Here is a 17834-nt window from a genome sequence, read left to right as displayed (position 1 = left end):
GGCCAACGCCGCTGCACTGTTATGCCTTGCTCAAGCCCTGCGGGCCGTGGTGCCCTGCAGCTTCTTGATGAGCGGCATCAGGAACGAAGTCCGCGACCGCTTAGTCACGGCATGGCCTGTCAGGCGCTGCGCCATCTGCAGGAACATCTGGGTGGTGCGATGCTTGGCGGCGATCTGCGCGATCATCTGGCCGTTGTTGGCGGCGGTGCCGAACATCTTCGAATCGAACGGAATGGCCGCGATCGGCTGGCTCTCGATTGCCTTGGCGAATTCGCGCGTGGAGATCTCCGGGCGCTTGTGCATGCCGACCTGGTTGAGGCAATAAAGCGGCGGGCGGTCATTGGGCCGCGCCGCCTTCAGCACGTTCAGCATGTTCTTGGTGTTGCGCATATTGGCGAGGTCGGGCTCGGCGACGATCAGAATGTCGTCTGCGCCGACCAGCGTGCGCTTGGTCCATGCCGACCATTGGTGGGGAACGTCGAGCACGATGCAGGGGGTCGTCATGCGCATCGTATCGAAGATCGCGTCGAATGCGTCGGCGCCGAAATCGTAGACCTGGTCCAATGTCGCCGGCGCCGCCAAGAGGTTGAGGCGGTCGGTGCATTTCGCCAGCAGACGCTCCATGAATGCAGAGTCCGGCCGTTCCTGCTGGAAGACGGCATTGGCAATGCCCTGAACCGGATCCTGATTGTAATCGAGGCCGGCGGTACCGAAGGCAAGGTCGAGATCGATCACGACGGAATCGAGCGCAAGATCGCGCGCAATCGTCCAGGCCACGTTATGTGCGACGGTGGATGCACCGACGCCGCCCTTGGCGCCGACGACGGCGACGATGCGGCCGACGGCCACGGCCTCGGATGCCGCATAGAGACCGCATATCGCGCGCACGACGTCGATGGGTTCGATCGGTCCGGTAACGTAGTCGCTGACGCCGCGCCGCACCAGTTCGCGATAGGGCGTGACATCATTGGCACTGCCGATCACGACGACGCGCGTTCCCGCGTCGCAGACGGTCGCGAGTTCATCGAGCCCTTCGAGGATATCGCTGCCGGGTTCGGTCTCCAGCAAGATGACGTTCGGCGTCGGCGCCGTGTGGTAGGCCTCGATGGCGGCCGCAATGCCGCCCATGTGAACCGAAAGATGGGCTTTGCCGAGACGTCGGTCTTCGCTCGCCGCGCGCACCGCGGTTGCGATCGCCACGCTCGCGCAAAAGGCCTGTACCGATACACGGGGCGCCGGCGAGATGTATTCCTCGGGCGCCGGCGTGTCGTCCAGTTGATCGTCGGAGTTTTGAAAGACGCGGCTGATCATTTGCCTGTATCGCTGAGTTTGGCCTTGTCGGCTTCGGGGTAGGTGGTCTCGGTCGCAACGCCCTTGCGATATTTGTCAAAGGCGATACTGCGCCGCGGCGTGTAGGCGGCCGTCTCTGGACGCGGCTGCACGAGGTCCGCCGGATTGTCGACCACCGCCGCGAGGTTGCGTTGGGTCGCGCAGCCAAAATTATGGTACTGGCGGTTTTCGTTGTAGCCGCTGTTGTCGATGTTCGGGCCGAGGTCTTCCGGCCACAGGCCGCAGGGACCGGCCACCGCCGAGATCTTCGGATAGCTCAGCCTTATCGTCGGCAAGGTGCGAGGATCGTCCGGATGATAGTGTCGCATCGTAATGGCGCGAGAGGGCACGCCGCCCGCCATCAGCAGGGATCGGATTTCCCGGAACGAGGCTGCGGCCGCGCGTGCATTTGGCGTGTCGACCGGCACGTCGGCGACGATCGCTCCGGTGCCTTCGCGAACCCAGGTATGCGCCAGACCCATGATATCGGTGCGCTGTGGGGCGGAAAGACCGCCGCGGGCCTGGCCGACGAACACGACGATCGAGCGGTTGGCTTCTGTCACGGCGATCGGGTGACGCTGGCGGTAATCATTGGAAGGTACGCTCGCCGTCACGATCTCGGTGGTCTGCGTACAGGCTCCAAGCGCAGCCGAAAGGCCGACGAGGGCGCCGACGAGGCGCAGCGTGCGTGGGCGATCCAGCGGTGTTCTATTCGTCATCTTGTTGTCCCCGTCCCCGATCAATGGAGCGCTTCCATCTCAGTCAATGATGAAACCAAAATTGCCCTGATCGGCCCCGACCGTATCGGTGCGGGCGGCAACGCCGTAAGTCCGGTTGATGCGAGCGAGCAGCGACGACTGTGAATCGGATGCAGGCGAAAATCCGTCGTCGGGACGCGACAGCTCTTTCTGGGAAACCGCCCGGACGATGACGGGCGTCACAATCACCATGAGTTCGGTCTCGTTGTTGACGAAGTCCTGGCTCCTGAAGAGCTGGCCCAAAATGGGGATTTGGTCCACGCCAGGCATCCCGTTGATCGCCTGCTTGGTCCGCTCCTGGATCAGGCCGGCCATCGCCATCGAGCCGCCGGATGGGATTTCCAGCGTCGTCTCGGCACGCCGCGTCTTGATCGAGGGAATCGTCGTTCCACCGGCACCACCCGTCAGAGAGTTCTCGGTCGAGACTTCCGACACCTCCGTCATCACCCGCAGGCTGATCCTTCCCTCGGACAATACGACCGGCGTGAAGTTGAGCGAGATGCCAAACTTCTTGAAGGTGACTGTCTGCACGCACCCTCCGATGACACCAGTCGCTGATGTTTGGCAGGTCACGCCGGTCGGAATGGGAAATTCGCCGCCGGAGATAAAGGTCGCGGACTCGCCGGAGATGGCTGTCAGATTGGGTTCGGCGAGCGTGCGCACAACGCCGGCGCTTTCCATCGCGCGAAGCACCGCCTGGACCGACGGCGCTGAGCCGAATTGCGTGAGAAGGCCATTGCCGGGGACGAGCGCCGCGTTGTTCGCAGTGAAGGGATTGGTATTGTTGAATCTCACGATCGTGTTGCCAACGTTCATGCTGGCGCTGAGATCGATGCCCATCTGTTTGACGATGTCCCGCCGGACTTCCGCGACGGAGACCTTAAGCATCACCTGGTCGCGGCCGCGAACGACGATCGAGTTGACGACCCGCTCGGGACCGCCCACCAGCCGCGCGGCGATCTCGCCGGCCTGCTGGGCTTCGACCGGGCTCGATACCGTGCCGGTCAGCAGCACGCTGTCGCCGACGCCCTCGATATGAATTCCCGGTATCGACTGGCGCAGCGCGGTGCGCACGCCGTTGAGATCACGCTTGACTGCGATGTCGTAGGAGGCGATCTGCTGGCCGTCGCCGTCGAAAAACACCACGTTGGTCTGGCCGACGGCGCCGCCGATGATATAGGCGCGTTGCGGGGAGCGAATGACGGCATTTGCGATCTTCGGGTCGGCGACCAGCACGTCCTTTACGTCACGCGGCAGGTCGACCACCACCGACTTGCCGATGCCCAGCGACAGGAAGCGCATCTTGACCGGGCCGATGGCAGACGTCGTCACCGGCTCCTTCTCGGACTCGGCTGCGACCACGGGCAGCAGCGGCCCGAGCGTCAGCGCGGCAACGGCCGACAATAACAGGGTGCGCACCGCCACGGTTCGCATCGCTGACTGATTTTCCCCAAACTTCATATCGGGCGTCCTTTCGGTCACTTCTGTGCCGTCGTTTGATTGGCGACCCCGTAGCGAACCACGTTGACGCTCTCGTTTCGTTTTTGAGCCTGTTCCTCGGAACGGCCTTCGGCCGCGTTGACGTCGGTGATGCTGCGCAGCGCGAGCGATAGCGAGCCGCTCTGGCGCGCGCGCGCCAGCGTCTCGGCCTGCTCGGGCTTCAGTTCGAGCGTGGCGGTGCGGCCGACGAGGGCGTTGCTGCCCTCTTTTTCTTTCGGCGCCTGATCGATCGCCAACACGCGGATGTTGGAGAGAATGATTTCCGACTGAACGATGTCGGGCCCCTTGCCGTCCGGATTCTTTTCACGCTTGGAGAGGATGACGTCGACACGGTCGTTGGGCAGGATGAAGCCGCCGGCCCCGGTTTCGGGCGAGATCTCGGTCGAGAGCGCCCGCAAGCCGGTCGGCAGGATGGCTGCCATGAAGCCGGAGCCATTGGCCTTGACCAGTTTCTGTTCGCGGATCGGCTCGCCAGCGAAGAACGGGCTGCGCGCGATCGAGCCGGCGATTTCCTTGATGGCCTCGGCCTGGCTGGCGCGATTGATCAGATTGCTGCCGGCGGTCGCGGCCGGCCAGGCCTGCCATTGCAGGTCCTCGGGCTTGACCGGCTGGCCGAGCCCGATGTCGGACTTCGCAACCAGGATCTCCACCGTCGGCAACTGTGCGACCGGTTCGGCCGCCGGGCGGGATTGCTCTTCGGTACCACGGGCGAGATAGGCGGCAACACCGCCGGCACTCAATGCGATGGTCAGAACGACGACACGTGCGATGTTCATACGCTTTACTACTCTTACGCAGGGACACCCATTGCACGGCAATGACAGCCATCCCCGGAGGTATGACTAGGCATCAAAGGTATAAGGGAACTTGAGGGTTGAATTATTTGGTCGATCGCACGGCGGCATTCGCCGTCATGGTGAACGGGTGGTTATCGTGTTGGCAAAACCGCTCCGCAAAAACCCGGAGTCGTCTCGGCATGGCATAGCAACGGCCGAATGCGGGTAGAGATGGACGGGCGCTTCGGATGCGAATCAGCGTCAGGCTAGACGCTGCTATGATGCGCGAGCCTCATCTTGCGGCTCGGTCTCCGCGAAGCCGGCCTGCAAGACTTCCTCGCGCTTGTGGCGCAGATGCGCGCGCAGGATGTGCGACAACCCCACGCCGTCGCGGCGTTGGAGCGCATTGAGGATCGCTTCGTGCTCTTGCACCGCCAGCGCCCAGCGCCGTGGTGTCATCGGCGTGACGTAGCGCGCCCGCCGAATGCGGGCCGTGACGGATTCATAGAGGCCTGACAGCACCGGGTTGCCGGCTGCCGCGATGATCGCCTCGTGGATGGTGCGGTTGCAGCGGTAGTACTGGAGAAGGTCGCGATCGCCGTAGTGCCGCACCATCGCGGCGTGGGCGGCGGCGACCTCGGCGATCTCGGCATCCGTGATGCGTTCGCAGGCGAGCTCGCCGGCCAGCGCTTCGAGTCCCTGGCACACCTCGAACAGGTCGCGCATGTCCTTGTCGGTCAGCCTGGCCGCGCGCGAGCCGCGGTTCGGCAGCAATTGAACCAGGCCCTCGGCGGCGAGCACCTTGAGGGCTTCGCGCAGCGGCGTGCGCGAGATCTGCAGCTTTTCACAGAGGTCGCGCTCGGGAATCCGCGCGCCCGGCGGGATCTCGCCATCGAGCAACATGGCGCGGACGCGGCCTACGACTTCCTCATGAAGCATCGCCGTAAAGATCCAATTTGAATGCAAAAATGGCTATATCATTGGATCGCTGGTAGTTCCAGCTTGATAAATCGTGTTTTTGCATTCAGAATTGATTAACAACGATTAAGAAAGGCCGGCGGGATGGATCAGGACGCAGCGGTACGGGAGGATGACCTCCTGTTTGCCCTCGATGACGGTATCGGCCGGATAACCTTCAACCGGCCGCAGGCGCGCAACGCCTTCACCTTCGCGATGTACGAACGGCTGGCTGCGATCTGCGAGCGCGCCAACCGCGACCATGCGATCAAGGTGCTGCTGCTGCGGGGCGCCGGCGACAAAGCGTTTGCCGCGGGCACCGACATCAATCAGTTCCGGGCCTTCAAGACGCCGCAGGACGGGCTCGACTACGAGAACCGCATCGACCGCGTGCTCGGCATTCTCGAAACATGCCGGGTGCCGACCATTGCCGCCATCAATGGCGCCTGCACCGGCGGCGGGGCGGGCATCGCGGCCTGCTGCGACCTCCGCATCGGCACCCGGAGCACGCGGATGGGTTTTCCGATCGCGCGCACGCTCGGCAATTGCCTGTCGATGTCTAATGTCAGCCGCATCACCGCGTTGATCGGCCCGGCGCGCGTCAAGGATCTGATCTTTACGGCACGGCTTGTCGAAGCCGAGGAGGCGGCCTCGGTGGGTCTGCTCACGGAAGTCGTCGATGATCTCGCCGCGCTCGACAGGCGCGCCGACGAGATCGCAAGGCTCGTTGCCGGCCACGCGCCGCTGACGCTGAGCGCGACCAAGCAGGCGGTCGCTCGGCTGCAGCAACGGCTGACGCGCGAGGAGGGCGAGGACCTCATCCTGATGTGTTACACCAGCCAGGATTTCCGTGAAGGGCTCGACGCGTTTCTTACCAAGCGCGCGCCGCAATGGCGCGGCCAATAGGAGCCCGCATGTCCCTTCAAAACGACACGACGCCGCGCTCGGGGCCGCTTGCCGGCCTCAAAGTCATCGATCTCACCCATGTGATGGCGGGACCGACCTGCACGCTCATGCTCGCCGACATGGGCGCTGACGTCATCAAGATCGAGAAATGGCCAAATGGCGACGACACGCGGCACTCGGTGCCACCGAAGATCGGTGACGAGGCGGCCTCCTTCCTGATGATGAACCGCAATAAGCGGGGCATTGTGCTCGACCTCAAGACCGCAGGCGGCAAGCAAGTGCTGCGGCGGTTGATCGCCGGCGCCGACGTGCTGGTCGAGAATTTTGCGCCGGGCGCGATGGAGCGACTCGGTTTCGGTTATGAGGAGCTGCATAGGGATTTTCCGGCGCTGATCTATTGCTCGCTCTCCGGTTTCGGCCGAACCGGCCCGTACAAGCATCGCCGCGGCTTCGATCTGGTCGCCCAGGCGATGAGCGGCATCATGAGTTTCACGGGCGAACGGCCGGATGGCCCGCCGGTGAAATGCGGTCCGCCGCTGTCCGACATCACGGCCGGACTCCTCGCCAGCATGGGGATCCTTGCGGCCTATTCGCACCGGCTCAAGACCGGTGAAGGGCAATGGGTAGAGACCTCGCTCTACGAGGCGGCGCTGGTTCAGACCTATTGGCAGTCGACCATTGCGCTCGCCAGCAACGTGGCGCCGCGCGCCATGGGCTCGGCCCATCCGCTCAACGCGCCATATCAGGCGTTCGAGGCATCCGATGGCTGGCTCGTGGTAGGCGGCGCCAACAAGAAGCACTGGTTATTGATGCTGGAAGCGCTTGGCGCGCTGGAACTGGCTTCCGACCCGCGCTTCGTCAACGGCTCCGACCGCATGGCGAATCTGAAGGAGCTTGAAGCCGAATTGAGCGGGCGTTTCCGCAAACAGACGCGGGCGCATTGGCTGGCGGCACTTGACGAGAAGGGCGTGCCCTGCGGCCCCGTGCACGACATGCTGGAAGCGTTGAGCGATCCGCAGACGCTCGCGCGCGAGATGGTGGTTGAGGTCGAACATTCGACGCTCGGACCGGTGAAGACGATCGGGCTCCCGGTCAAATTCTCGGCGACGCCCGGGAAGGTACGTTCGGGCGCGCCTGTTTATGGCGAGCATACGCGCCAGGTGCTGCGCGAACATGGCTTTGATCAGGCGCAGATCGACGCGCTCGAGCGGGAGGGTGCGATCGTTGCCGCCTCGGCCGGCCGCAAGGAGCAGGTCGCCTGACGAGAAAACGAAAATACGACGCTACAAAAAATGCCTACGGGGAGGAAACCATGAAGATCACGTCAAAACTGCTGCTGTTCACGACGGCTTTCATGCTCGCGGGCGCGCTTTCGGCCAATGCGGCCTGGCAGCCGCAGAAGCCGATCGAGTTCGTCGCCACGGCGGGGCCGGGCGGCGGCACCGACAATCTCGCGCGCGCCGTCCAGAGCATCGTCACCAAATACAAGCTGACCGACCAGCCGATCGTGGTCGTCAACAAGGGCGGCGGCAGCGGGGCGGAAGGCTATGTCTACGGCAAGGCGTCCGCCAGCGATCCCCACAAGGTGATCTTCGGTACCTCGAACGCATGGCAGCAACCGCTCGTCTCCAAGGTCGCCTTCAACTACACCGATCTCACCCCGATCGCCGCCGTGGCGCAGGACGAGTTCCTGCTGTGGGTGAAACAGGACGCGCCCTACAAGACTGTGGGCGACTTTCTCAAGGCCGCGGCCGCGACCGAGTTCAAGATGGGCGGCGCACAGTCCAAGGACACCGATGAGGTGCTGACGCGGATGATCGAGAAGGCGGCGAAGGTCAAGTTCACCTACATACCCTTCAAGAGCGGCGCCGAGGCTGCCGTGCAACTGGCCGGCGGCCATATCGACGCGCACGTCAACAATCCCTCCGAGAGCCTTGGACAATGGCGCGGCAGCACCCAGCGTCCGCTCTGCGCATTCAGCCCGAAGCGGTTGCCGCAGGGGCCGAAGGTCACGGCGTCAGAAGGCTGGAGCGACGTGCCGACCTGTGTCGAGCAGGGGCTGGCGATATCGCAATACGAGCAACCGCGGACGGTGTGGCTGCCCGGCAAGGTCAGCCCGGAGCAGGCGGCGTTCTACGTCGATCTATTGAAGAAGGTGCAGGCGACGCCCGAGTGGAAAGATTACATCGAGAAGACCTCGCAGGTTGATACCTTCCTGACCGGCGCTGCGTTCGACAATTTCATCAAGCAGGATCTCGAACACGTAAAGCAGGTCGCGGGCGAACAGGGCTGGCTGGTGAAGTAGGGCCGGACCGATGATATCACGACGCGCGCTCGAGATAGCCGCCGCGGCGCTGACCGGAATCTTTGGCGTCGTTGTCATTGTTTCTAGCATCGACAACGGCATCGGCTGGTCGAGCGCCGGCGTCGACGCCGGCACGTTTCCATTCCTTACCGGCATCATCATCGTGCTCGGCAGCCTTTACAACATGGGGCAGGGCGCCATGGGGCGCGGCACCCTGGCAATTGTCAGGGTAGCCGTCACGCCGTCCGAGTTGCGCCGCCTGGCGGGGTTGTTCGTTCCAGCCGCGATTTTCGTCGCCGTCATTCCAACGGTTGGAATGTATCTCGCCTCGGCGGGCTATATTTTTGCGGTCCTGGCGTTGCCGAAACGGCAATCGGTCTTGCGCGCGCTTGTTATCGCCGCGGTTACGCCGCTGGCGCTTTACGTCGTGTTCGAGCGCATGTTCCAGGTCTCGCTGCCGCACGGCGCGCTCGCCACCGCGTTCGGTTTCTGAAGGGACGGGCGATGGAAAACCTTCAATCGCTGCTGCACGGTTTCACCATCGCGCTCACCGTTCCGCATCTGACGCTGATGGTGATCGGCGTTCTGCTCGGCATTCTCGTCGGCGTTCTGCCCGGCCTTGGTGCGCCAAACGGCGTGTCGCTATTGCTGCCGCTGACCTTCGGCATGCAGCCGGTATCGGCGATTATCCTGCTTTCGAGCATGTATTGGGGCGCGCTGTTTGGCGGCTCGGTGACGTCGATCCTGTTCAATATCCCGGGCGAACCTTCGTCGGTCGCCACCACGTTCGACGGCTATCCGATGGCGCGCGACGGCAGGCCGACGACGGCGCTGGCCACCGCCTTCGGCTCGGCGGCGTTCGGCGCGCTTGTCGGCGTGATCCTGATTACGTTTCTGGCTTCCTGGGTGGCACAGGTGGCGCTCGCCTTCGGACCGCCCGAATACTTCGCGGTCTATTTCCTCGCCTTCGCCAGTTTCGTCGGCATGGGCGGTGCGGCGCCGATCAAGACGGTGGTGGCACTCGCAATCGGTTTTGCCATCGCCGCGATCGGCATCGATACGGTCTCGGGCAGCGTGCGGCTCACCATGGGTATCGACGAACTGGTGAAGGGCGTCAGCTTCGTCGTTGCCGTGATGGGGTTGTTCGGCATCGGCGAGTTGCTGATTGCGGTGGAGGAGGAGTTTCAGGCCCGCGCGGTATCGTCAAGGGTGGATTGGAAGGAAGTCTTCCGGGCGCTGGGCCGTCTGCCGCTGCATGGCATTGCGTTGCTGCGCAGCGCCGCCATCGGCTGCTGGATGGGCATTACGCCGGGTGGTCCGACCGCGGCTTCCTTCATGAGCTATGGCATCGCCAAGCGCTTCTCGCGCAACGGCGCGCGTTTCGGCACCGGCGAGGCCGAGGGCGTCGTCGCGCCGGAAACCGCCGACCATGCCGCCGGCACCAGCGCGCTATTGCCGATGCTTTCGCTCGGCATTCCCGGCTCGGCCACGGCTGCTGTCATGATGGGCGGGCTGATGATCTGGGGATTGAATCCCGGACCGATGCTCTTCGTCGACCAGAAGGATTTCGTCTGGGGGCTGATCGCATCGATGTATGTCGGCAACATCGTCGCGGTTGCGCTCGTCCTGCTCACCGTTCCCGTGTTCGCCGCCTTGATGCGGATTCCGTTCGCCGTCATCGCACCCCTGATCGTCATCATCTGCGTCGTCGGCGCCTATTCCGTCTCGAATTCCTATCTCGATGTCGTCCTGATGCTTGGCTTCGGTGTCGTCGGCTATCTCTTCAAGAAGCTGCACTATCCGTTGGCCCCGTTGGTGCTTGCGATCGTGATCGGCGACAAGGCCGAGGACGCGTTCCGGCAGGCCATGCTGATGTCGAAGGGATCGCTCGGGATATTCTTTGCGAACCGGCTGGTGACGACCCTCGTTCTGGCCGGGATGGCGCTGTTGCTGCTTCCGCTTGCTCTGCAGATGGTGCGTCTGCTGCGAAAACCGGACGAAGCCGTTGATGAAAAGGTGAGAATCGTATGAAGCTGCATAGCCCCGGCAAGCCGGTGATCGCGCTGGCGATGGGAGACCCCGCCGGCATCAGCCCGGAGCTGACCGCAAAACTCGCCTGCCTCGACGAAATCCGTTCCCGTGCACGCCTGATCGTGATCGGAGACCGCCGCGTTTTCGACGAAGGCGCGCGCGTGGCCGGCGTCGCGGCGGACCTGCCAAATGTGCCGCCGTCCGCGGACCCGCGAACGATCGGCAGTGACGCCGCTTTTATGGACCTCGGCCATCTCGATCCCGCGACCGTCGAACGTGGTGTCGCGAGCCAGGCCGGCGGCGCGTTCGCGCTGGAGAATTATCGTCGCGCGCTCACGCTGGCGCGTGACGGGCAGGCCGACGCGGTCTGCTTCACGCCGTTCAACAAGAAGGCAATGCGGCTGGCGCGCGCGGAGTATGATGACGAGATCGCGTTCTCCGCCGAGGTCGCCGGCCTGAAAACGCCAGCCAGCGAATTCAACGTGCTCGACAGGCTGTGGAATGCCCGCGTCACCTCGCACATCGCGCTCAAGCACGTGGCCTCGCGTCTCTCAGTCGAACGTATTCATAGCGCGCTGAAACTGACCGATGCCTGCATGCGACGGGCCGGCTTTGCCGAGCCCCGTATCGCGGTGGCCGGGCTCAACCCGCATGCCGGTGACGGTGGCAATTTCGGACGCGAGGAGATCGATGTGATCGAGCCCGCCATCATGGCTGGGCGGGCGGAAGGAATAGCGGCGGAAGGGCCGTTTCCGGCTGATACGGTTTTCCTTCGCGCCAAGAACGGGGCCTTCGATGCGGTGCTGACGATGTACCACGACCAGGGCCAGATCGCGATGAAGCTGATGGGCTTCGATCGCGGGGTGACGCTTCTGGGCGGCTTCCCGTTTCCGATCTGCACGCCGGCGCATGGCACGGCCTATGACATTGCCGGCCAAGGCGTCGCCTCGGTTGGCGCCAGCCGCGCGGCCTTGTTGCTCGCGGCTGAGATGGCTGGCGCGGCCAGGGTGGGAAATCGGGCGGCCTGAGGTACCCGCTTAAACTGAGGCCCTCAACGCCGCAAAGCCGCGCTCGAGATCGGCCTTGAGGTCGTCGACATTCTCCAGGCCGATGTGGAGCCGCAGCGTCGGCCCGCCGGGGGACCATTTGGTCGCCGTGCGGTAGGGCTCGCAGTCGAACGGGATGATGAGGCTTTCGAAGCCGCCCCACGAATAGCCCATGCCGAACAGCGTGACGGCATCGAGCAGGGCATCGACCGCCTTCTGCGGCACCGGCTTCAGCACGATGCTGAACAAGCCGGAGGCGCCGGTGAAGTCGCGTTTCCAGATCGCGTGGCCGGGGTGGCTTTCAAGCGCCGGATGCAGGACTTGCAGGACTTCGGGACGGCCGGCGAGCCAGCGCGCCATTTCGAGGGCCGAGCGATAATGCTGCGCGAGCCGCACCGATAGCGTGCGGGTGCCGCGCAGCGCCAGGAATACGTCGTCGGGTCCTGCACAAACGCCGAGCAGGCGAATGCCCTCGGTGAGCAGCGGCCAGGCTTTCGCGTTGGCCGAAATTGTGCCGAACATGATATCGGAATGGCCGCCGATATATTTGGTGGCGGCCTGCATGCTGATGTCGACGCCCTGGTCAAGCGAGCGGTGAAACAGTGGCGTCGCCCAGGTGTTGTCGTCGATGACGAGCGCGCCCCTCGCATGCGCGACTTCGGCGATGGCGGGAATGTCGCTCATTTCAAACGACTGCGAGCCGGGCGCCTCGACCAGCACCGCTCTGGTGTTCGATTTAAACAGCTTCTCGATGCCGGCACCGACCAGCGGATCGAAATAGCCGACCTCGACGCCGTAGCGGGCCAGCATGCCGGTGCAGAAGTTGCGCGAGGGCCGGTAGACGTTGTCGGTCACCAGCACATGATCGCCGGCCTTCAAGACCGAGAGCAGGGCGGTGGTGATCGCGGCAAGTCCCGATGGCGCCAGGCCGACGCCCGCGCATTGCGGGCCCTCCAGCGACATCAGCACGTCCTGCAAGGCCTGCGTGGTCGGGCTGCCGTGACGCCCATATGAGAATTCGGCGCGGTGGGCGTGCAGGTCCTCCGCGGTCGGATAGAGCACGGTCGACCCGTGGTACACCGCCGGATTGACGAAACCCCTCTGTCCCTTGGTGTCGCGGCCGGCGGTGACCAGTCTGGTTTCGGGCTTCTGCGGGTTGGACGGTCCGTCGTTCGAAAAGCTCATGCGTTTGCATTATCCAAGACGTTATGCCGCAGCCACAACTTGGTCGCGAAAAACACCACCGGGCGGCGGCTCGGGGCCGGCGAGTTAATAACAAGAGACAGAAGACGGCAGTCAACCCCTTGACCCGGCACGCCAGTCGTTCTGTGATGTGTTTCAACTATCATCGCCGCAAGTTGAGGGGCCTGCTGCGATATCGGATCCACCGCCTGACCGGAATGGCACGCATAATGCACGGTCACGATGACGCTTTTCAGCGCGGGATCAGCGGGTTGGCCCCACAACGCGAGGCGTTGTCCAAAATGCGATCTCCAGACGACCCCTTGAAAGGCCCAGCCCATGAAACGCGTATCTCTGGTAGTTACCCTTGCCCTGGCCGCCGGTCTCTCGGCCCAGGCCGCCTCGGCGCAAACCCTCAAGACGGTCAAGGACCGCGGCATGCTGTCCTGTGGCGTCAGCCAGGGTCTACCGGGCTTCTCTACGCCGGACGACAAGGGTAACTGGACCGGGCTCGACGTCGATATCTGCCGGGCGATCGCGGCCGCCATTTTCAACGACGCGAGCAAGATCAAGTTCGTCCCGCTCTCGGCCAAGGATCGTTTCACCGCGCTGCAGTCGGGCGAGATCGACGTGCTGTCCCGCAATACGACCTGGACCTTGTCGCGCGACACCTCGCTGGGCGCCAACTTCACCGGCGTCACCTATTATGACGGCCAGGGCTTTCTGGTGAAGAAGTCGCTGAAGGTGAATTCGGCACTGGAGCTCAACAGTGCGTCGGTTTGCGTGCAGACCGGCACCACGACCGAGCAGAACCTTGCCGACTACTTCAAGGGCAACAACATGAAGTATGAGGTGATCGCGTTCGCGACCGCCGACGAAACCGTCAAGGCCTATGAATCCGGCCGCTGCGACGTCTTCACCTCCGACGTCTCCCAGCTCTACGCCGAGCGCCTCAAGGTCGCCAACCCGGCCGAGCACGTCGTCCTGCCTGAGGTGATCTCAAAGGAGCCGCTCGGACCGATGGTCCGCCATGGCGACGATCAGTGGTTCGACATCGTTAAATGGACGCTGTACGCGATGGTCGGCGCTGAAGAGCTTGGCATGACCCAGAAGAACGTGGACGAGATGGTCAAGTCCGACAAACCCGAGGTCAAGCGCGCCGTGGGCACCGACGGCAATCTGGGCGAGCAACTCGGCCTGACCAAGGACTGGATGGTGCGGATCGTGAAGGCAGTCGGCAACTACGGCGAATCTTTCGAGCGTAACGTCGGCTCCGGCTCCAAGCTCGCAATCGCCCGTGGCCTCAACAATCTTTGGAGCAAGGGCGGTATCCAGTACGCACCGCCGATCCGCTAAGCGCCAGCGAGAGGGGCTGCGGCGATGGCCATCGAACCCCGACAACCACCGTCGCAGCTACTTCCCAAGCTGCAGAGGGCCCTCGGCGGCCGGGCGGGCTGGAGCGGCTTCGTACTCCAGCTCCTGTTCGTCGCCGCGCTCGCCTGGATCTCCTACGAGATCGTCGCCAATGCCCGCGCTAACCTGCAGGCGCAGCGGATCACCGCGGGCTTCGGCTTTCTTGCCAACAATGCCGGCTTTGACGTCAGCCAGAGCCTGATCCCATATTCGGGGTCCGATCCCTACACGCGCGTCTTTGTGGTCGGCCTGCTCAATACGCTGCTGGTCTCGGTGATCGGCATCTTCTTCGCCACCCTGATCGGCTTCCTGGTCGCACTTGGCCGGCTGTCGCCGAACTGGCTGCTGGCGCGGATTTCGGGCGGCTACGTCGAACTGATCCGCAACCTGCCGCTCCTGTTCCAGATCCTGTTCTGGTATCTCGCGGTGCTCGCCGCTTTGCCCAATCCGCGGCAGAGCATTTCGGTTTTCGACAGCATCTTTCTCAGCAACCGCGGCCTGGTCATTCCGAAGCCCATCGGGGAGGCTGGCTTCGAGCCGTTCGTCGTCGCTCTGCTGGTTGCGATCGTTGCCGCGATCATATTGTGGCGTTACGCGCGCCGTCAGCTCTTTCAAAGCGGCAAGGTGATCAAGGTCTGGCCCTATGCGCTCGCCATGGTCATCGGCCTGCCGCTGCTGAGCGTGCTGATTTTCGGCGCACCTGTCACGTTCGAGGTGCCCGTGCTCAGGGGCTTCAACTTCGCCGGCGGTTCTCGGCTCATTCCCGAATTCGTCGCGTTGACGCTGGCGCTCTCGACCTACACGGCAGCGTTCATTGCCGAGATCGTACGCGCGGGCATTCTCTCCGTGCACAAGGGCCAGATGGAAGCTGGCTCCTCGCTCGGGCTGCAGCGCGGCTCGGTGCTGCGCCTGATCGTGATCCCGCAAGCGATGCGCGTGATCCTGCCGCCGCTTACCAACCAATATCTCAACCTGACCAAGAACTCCTCGCTGGCGGTCGCGATCGGCTATCCCGACCTGGTTTCGGTGTTCGCGGGAACGACGTTGAGCCAGACCGGGCAGGCGATTGAAATCATCGGCATCACCATGGGCGTCTATCTCCTGATCTCGCTGGTCACCAGCGCGATCATGAGTTTCTATGGATGGCGGATCAGCCGGAGCATGGGCGGATGAGCGACACGACCGCATCCAATTTCGTCCGTCGGGATCTCGTGCCGGAGCGGCCGGCGCCGGTGAAGACCACCGGCTTCATCGGTTTCCTGCGCACGCGGCTGTTCAATTCTCCGACCAATATCCTGCTCACGATCGTCAGCCTGTTGCTGCTGTGGGTCACAGTCGTTCCGGCCGTGAAGTTCGCGTTCGTCGACGCAGTCTGGATCGGCAAGGACCGCACCGCCTGCCTTCCGAAAAGTCCGAGCGATGTGGTTGGCGCCTGCTGGCCCTTCATTCAGGCCAAGTTCTCGCAGTTCATCTACGGATTCTATCCGGAGCCGGAACGCTGGCGGGTCAATTTGACCTTCATTCTTGCCGCGATCCTCTTGGTACCGTTGCTGATTCCGCGTTTGCCGGCCAAGGGCCCGAACGCCATCCTGTTCTTCCTGGCGCTTCCCGTCATAGGCTTCTTCCTGCTCGTCGGCGGTGGGCTGGGCGGCTTTGGCGTGACCTGGACCGCGGAGCTGCTGTCGGGCCTGACGAGTGGAATCAAGAATTCCGGTATCGCCGGAATCAATGCGAGTCATCCGATTTTTGGACCGTTTCTGTCTCTGCTGGGATGGCTTGGGTTCTCACTGGGCGTAGTTCTTTCATATCTCATATGGCCGCTGACCTGGTTGCGTGACCAGATCCAGGCCACGGGCAGCCCGGTCTGGGCTGATCTCATGGCGACCGCCGTGATCGTGTCGGCTGTGCTGTTCTGGCTGGGCGGCGGCGTGCGTTCCGGCTGGCGTCCGCTCGTCACCAGCCTGGCAATCTTTGCCGGCATCGGCATCGTGATCGCCGTCATGGGGCTCGATCGCGGCGGATTCCCTGTTGTGGATACAAGGCTCTGGGGCGGCCTTTTGGTGACGCTCGTGGTGTCCGTGACCGGCATCGTCGCCTCGATGCCGGTCGGCATTGCGCTCGCCCTCGGGCGGCGCTCGACCATTCCGCTGATCCGGATTTTCTCGATTGCCTTCATCGAATTCTGGCGCGGTGTTCCGCTGATTACCGTGCTGTTCTTCGCAACCTATATGCTGCCGCTGTTCGTCCCGACCGGCTTCACCATCGACGGGCTGATGCGTGCCCTGATCGGCATTGCGCTGTTCGCGGGCGCCTATCAGGCTGAAGTCATCAGAGGCGGCCTCGCGGCGATCCCGCGCGGGCAGGGCGAGGCGGCGAGCGCGCTTGGCCTGTCCTGGGCCAAGACCACGGCGCTGATCGTCATGCCGCAGGCGCTGCGCCACGTCATTCCCGGTCTCGTCAACAGCTTCATCGCGCTGTTCAAGGACACCTCGCTGGTCTCGATCGTCGCGCTGTTCGATCTCCTCGGGCAGCTCAGGGCTTCCTTCAGCGATCCGGTCTGGTCGACGCCGACGACGCTGTTCACCGGCTTTGCTTTTACCGGACTGATCTATTTCGTCTTCTGCTTCGGGATGTCGCGTTACTCGCTGTTCGTCGAGAACCGGCTGAACGCACATCGTCGCAACTGAGTACACCACCATGACCGCAAACTCGATCGTTGGCATCAACGGACTCAACAAATGGTTCGGCGATTTTCATGTCCTGCGCGACATCAACCTCGATGTCGCCAAGGGCGAGCGCATCGTGATCTGCGGCCCCTCGGGCTCGGGCAAGTCGACGCTGATCCGCTGCATCAACGCGCTGGAGGAATTCCAGGAAGGTCAGATCGTCGTCGAGGGCATCGAACTCGGTCCGAACCTGCGGCGGGTGGATGAAGTCCGCCGCGAGGTCGGCATGGTGTTCCAGAGCTTCAACCTGTTTCCGCATCTGACTGTGCTGGAGAACTGCACGCTGGCGCCGATCTGGGTGCGCAATATCCCGAAAAAGGATGCCGAAGCGACCGCGATGAAATTCCTGGAGCGGGTCAAGATCCCGCATCAGGCCAACAAATATCCCGGCCAGATGTCGGGCGGTCAGCAGCAGCGCGTCGCCATTGCCCGCGCGCTGACCATGAACCCGAAGGTAATGCTGTTCGACGAGCCGACCTCGGCGCTCGACCCGGAAATGGTCAAGGAAGTGCTCGACACCATGGTCGACCTCGCCAGGGAAGGCATGACCATGCTGGTGGTCACCCACGAAATGGGATTTGCCCGCGAAGTCGCCAACCGTGTCGTGTTCATGGACGCCGGCCAGGTGATCGAGTCAAACACGCCGCAGGAATTCTTCGCCAATCCGCAGCACGCGCGGACGAAGCTGTTCCTGAGCCAGATTCTAAGGCACTGATCGGGCGACGTAGATGGGGTAACGGGCCGGCCGATCGAGCCGCGCGCTCGCTACGGCGCGATTTGAAAGCGCGCTCGCGTGCGGCTTTGCCGGGAGGCGGTCGTCCCTCAAACTGATGGTGTCAAAAACCGGAGTCGGGCAAGCCCGCTCCAAGCATCATCGAGGGACGACCATGTACTACTATGCCGGA

The 17834-nt window shown here is 63.4% G+C and carries 16 protein-coding genes; 10 read left to right on the top strand and 6 right to left on the bottom strand.

The annotated features are described in order from the left end of the window. Nucleotides 1-30: 30 nt before the first annotated feature. The 5 genes from IVA95_RS06830 to IVA95_RS06810 all read right to left on the bottom strand — a co-directional run bounded on the left by IVA95_RS06830 (nt 31) and on the right by IVA95_RS06810 (nt 5302). The gene (locus tag IVA95_RS06830; RefSeq protein ID WP_247509819.1) at nt 31-1311 is read right to left on the bottom strand and encodes an AAA family ATPase; all 1281 of its coding nucleotides are present in this window, start codon (nt 1309-1311) and stop codon (nt 31-33) included. Then, the gene (locus tag IVA95_RS06825; RefSeq protein ID WP_247509818.1) at nt 1308-2048 is read right to left on the bottom strand and encodes a CpaD family pilus assembly protein; all 741 of its coding nucleotides are present in this window, start codon (nt 2046-2048) and stop codon (nt 1308-1310) included. Before IVA95_RS06825 ends, IVA95_RS06830 begins: the two co-directional genes overlap by 4 nt. A gap of 39 nt (nt 2049-2087) precedes the next feature. Beyond that, nucleotides 2088-3548 (bottom strand): type II and III secretion system protein family protein, encoded by a 1461-nt coding sequence (locus tag IVA95_RS06820; protein ID WP_247509817.1) that lies wholly within the window; start codon nt 3546-3548, stop codon nt 2088-2090. A gap of 17 nt (nt 3549-3565) precedes the next feature. After that, entirely contained in the window at nt 3566-4363 is a 798-nt protein-coding gene (cpaB, locus tag IVA95_RS06815; RefSeq protein WP_247509816.1) for a Flp pilus assembly protein CpaB, read from the bottom strand. 276 nt (nt 4364-4639) lie between these two features. Beyond that, a complete protein-coding gene (locus IVA95_RS06810; RefSeq protein ID WP_247509815.1) occupies nt 4640-5302 on the bottom strand; it encodes a GntR family transcriptional regulator in 663 nt (220 codons plus the stop codon). Nucleotides 5303-5425: 123 nt separating this feature from the next. Between IVA95_RS06810 and IVA95_RS06805 the strand changes: the two genes are divergently transcribed. From IVA95_RS06805 to IVA95_RS06780, 6 genes are read left to right on the top strand one after another with little or no spacing between them, the layout of a single operon-like run. Continuing rightward, complete coding sequence (locus tag IVA95_RS06805; RefSeq protein ID WP_247509814.1) at nt 5426-6226, top strand: enoyl-CoA hydratase/isomerase family protein; 801 nt, start codon at nt 5426-5428, stop codon at nt 6224-6226. Nucleotides 6227-6234: 8 nt separating this feature from the next. Beyond that, a complete protein-coding gene (locus IVA95_RS06800) occupies nt 6235-7488 on the top strand; it encodes a CoA transferase (RefSeq protein ID WP_247509813.1) in 1254 nt (417 codons plus the stop codon). A 50-nt stretch (nt 7489-7538) separates the two neighbouring features. Further along, nucleotides 7539-8531: a tripartite tricarboxylate transporter substrate-binding protein gene (locus tag IVA95_RS06795; protein ID WP_247509812.1), complete on the top strand. Its 993-nt coding sequence runs from the start codon at nt 7539-7541 to the stop codon at nt 8529-8531. Between the two features lie 10 nt (nt 8532-8541). Then, a complete protein-coding gene (locus IVA95_RS06790; protein WP_247509811.1) occupies nt 8542-9024 on the top strand; it encodes a tripartite tricarboxylate transporter TctB family protein in 483 nt (160 codons plus the stop codon). 11 nt (nt 9025-9035) lie between these two features. Next, a complete protein-coding gene (locus IVA95_RS06785) occupies nt 9036-10562 on the top strand; it encodes a tripartite tricarboxylate transporter permease (protein ID WP_247509810.1) in 1527 nt (508 codons plus the stop codon). Further along, nucleotides 10559-11590 carry a 4-hydroxythreonine-4-phosphate dehydrogenase PdxA gene (locus IVA95_RS06780; RefSeq protein ID WP_247509809.1) on the top strand — a complete coding sequence of 344 codons (1032 nt, stop codon included), beginning with the start codon at nt 10559-10561 and terminating at the stop codon, nt 11588-11590. Before IVA95_RS06785 ends, IVA95_RS06780 begins: the two co-directional genes overlap by 4 nt. A gap of 9 nt (nt 11591-11599) precedes the next feature. On the opposite strand, the gene metC is transcribed toward IVA95_RS06780, so the two are convergent. Further along, nucleotides 11600-12793, bottom strand: a complete 1194-nt coding sequence (metC, locus tag IVA95_RS06775; protein ID WP_247509808.1) for a cystathionine beta-lyase — start codon at nt 12791-12793, stop codon at nt 11600-11602. A 336-nt stretch (nt 12794-13129) separates the two neighbouring features. Here metC and IVA95_RS06770 point away from each other — a divergent pair, with 336 nt between their 5' ends. The 4 genes from IVA95_RS06770 to IVA95_RS06755 are packed head-to-tail and all read left to right on the top strand — an operon-like array spanning nt 13130 to nt 17644. After that, nucleotides 13130-14146, top strand: a complete 1017-nt coding sequence (locus IVA95_RS06770; protein ID WP_247509807.1) for an amino acid ABC transporter substrate-binding protein — start codon at nt 13130-13132, stop codon at nt 14144-14146. 24 nt (nt 14147-14170) lie between these two features. Next, on the top strand, nt 14171-15376 hold the full coding sequence (locus tag IVA95_RS06765) for an amino acid ABC transporter permease (protein ID WP_247509806.1): 1206 nt from the start codon (nt 14171-14173) through the stop codon (nt 15374-15376). Beyond that, a complete protein-coding gene (locus tag IVA95_RS06760) occupies nt 15373-16890 on the top strand; it encodes an amino acid ABC transporter permease (protein WP_247509805.1) in 1518 nt (505 codons plus the stop codon). Before IVA95_RS06765 ends, IVA95_RS06760 begins: the two co-directional genes overlap by 4 nt. Before the next feature lie 10 nt (nt 16891-16900). Further along, on the top strand, nt 16901-17644 hold the full coding sequence (locus IVA95_RS06755; RefSeq protein WP_247509804.1) for an amino acid ABC transporter ATP-binding protein: 744 nt from the start codon (nt 16901-16903) through the stop codon (nt 17642-17644). Nucleotides 17645-17834 lie beyond the last annotated feature (190 nt).

It is taken from the genome of Bradyrhizobium sp. 157, from assembly GCF_023073815.1.
In the GTDB taxonomy this organism is placed as follows: domain Bacteria; phylum Pseudomonadota; class Alphaproteobacteria; order Rhizobiales; family Xanthobacteraceae; genus Bradyrhizobium.
The sequence above is the reverse complement of the archived record's forward strand: the minus strand, read 5'-3'. Positions and strand labels throughout refer to the sequence as shown.

Excerpts from the sequence above, each read along its gene's own strand:
- IVA95_RS06770 (WP_247509807.1), top strand. The coding sequence starts at position 13,130 with ATGAAACGCGTATCTCTGGTAGTTACCCTTGCCCTGGCCGCCGGTCTC.
- IVA95_RS06755 (WP_247509804.1), top strand. The coding sequence starts at position 16,901 with ATGACCGCAAACTCGATCGTTGGCATCAACGGACTCAACAAATGGTTC.
- IVA95_RS06765 (WP_247509806.1), top strand. The coding sequence starts at position 14,171 with ATGGCCATCGAACCCCGACAACCACCGTCGCAGCTACTTCCCAAGCTG.
- IVA95_RS06805 (WP_247509814.1), top strand. The coding sequence starts at position 5,426 with ATGGATCAGGACGCAGCGGTACGGGAGGATGACCTCCTGTTTGCCCTC.
- IVA95_RS06810 (WP_247509815.1), bottom strand. The coding sequence starts at position 5,302 with ATGCTTCATGAGGAAGTCGTAGGCCGCGTCCGCGCCATGTTGCTCGAT.
- IVA95_RS06830 (WP_247509819.1), bottom strand. The coding sequence starts at position 1,311 with ATGATCAGCCGCGTCTTTCAAAACTCCGACGATCAACTGGACGACACG.
- IVA95_RS06760 (WP_247509805.1), top strand. The coding sequence starts at position 15,373 with ATGAGCGACACGACCGCATCCAATTTCGTCCGTCGGGATCTCGTGCCG.
- IVA95_RS06785 (WP_247509810.1), top strand. The coding sequence starts at position 9,036 with ATGGAAAACCTTCAATCGCTGCTGCACGGTTTCACCATCGCGCTCACC.
- IVA95_RS06795 (WP_247509812.1), top strand. The coding sequence starts at position 7,539 with ATGAAGATCACGTCAAAACTGCTGCTGTTCACGACGGCTTTCATGCTC.
- IVA95_RS06790 (WP_247509811.1), top strand. The coding sequence starts at position 8,542 with ATGATATCACGACGCGCGCTCGAGATAGCCGCCGCGGCGCTGACCGGA.
- IVA95_RS06825 (WP_247509818.1), bottom strand. The coding sequence starts at position 2,048 with ATGACGAATAGAACACCGCTGGATCGCCCACGCACGCTGCGCCTCGTC.
- metC (WP_247509808.1), bottom strand. The coding sequence starts at position 12,793 with ATGAGCTTTTCGAACGACGGACCGTCCAACCCGCAGAAGCCCGAAACC.
- cpaB (WP_247509816.1), bottom strand. The coding sequence starts at position 4,363 with ATGAACATCGCACGTGTCGTCGTTCTGACCATCGCATTGAGTGCCGGC.
- IVA95_RS06820 (WP_247509817.1), bottom strand. The coding sequence starts at position 3,548 with ATGAAGTTTGGGGAAAATCAGTCAGCGATGCGAACCGTGGCGGTGCGC.
- IVA95_RS06780 (WP_247509809.1), top strand. The coding sequence starts at position 10,559 with ATGAAGCTGCATAGCCCCGGCAAGCCGGTGATCGCGCTGGCGATGGGA.
- IVA95_RS06800 (WP_247509813.1), top strand. The coding sequence starts at position 6,235 with ATGTCCCTTCAAAACGACACGACGCCGCGCTCGGGGCCGCTTGCCGGC.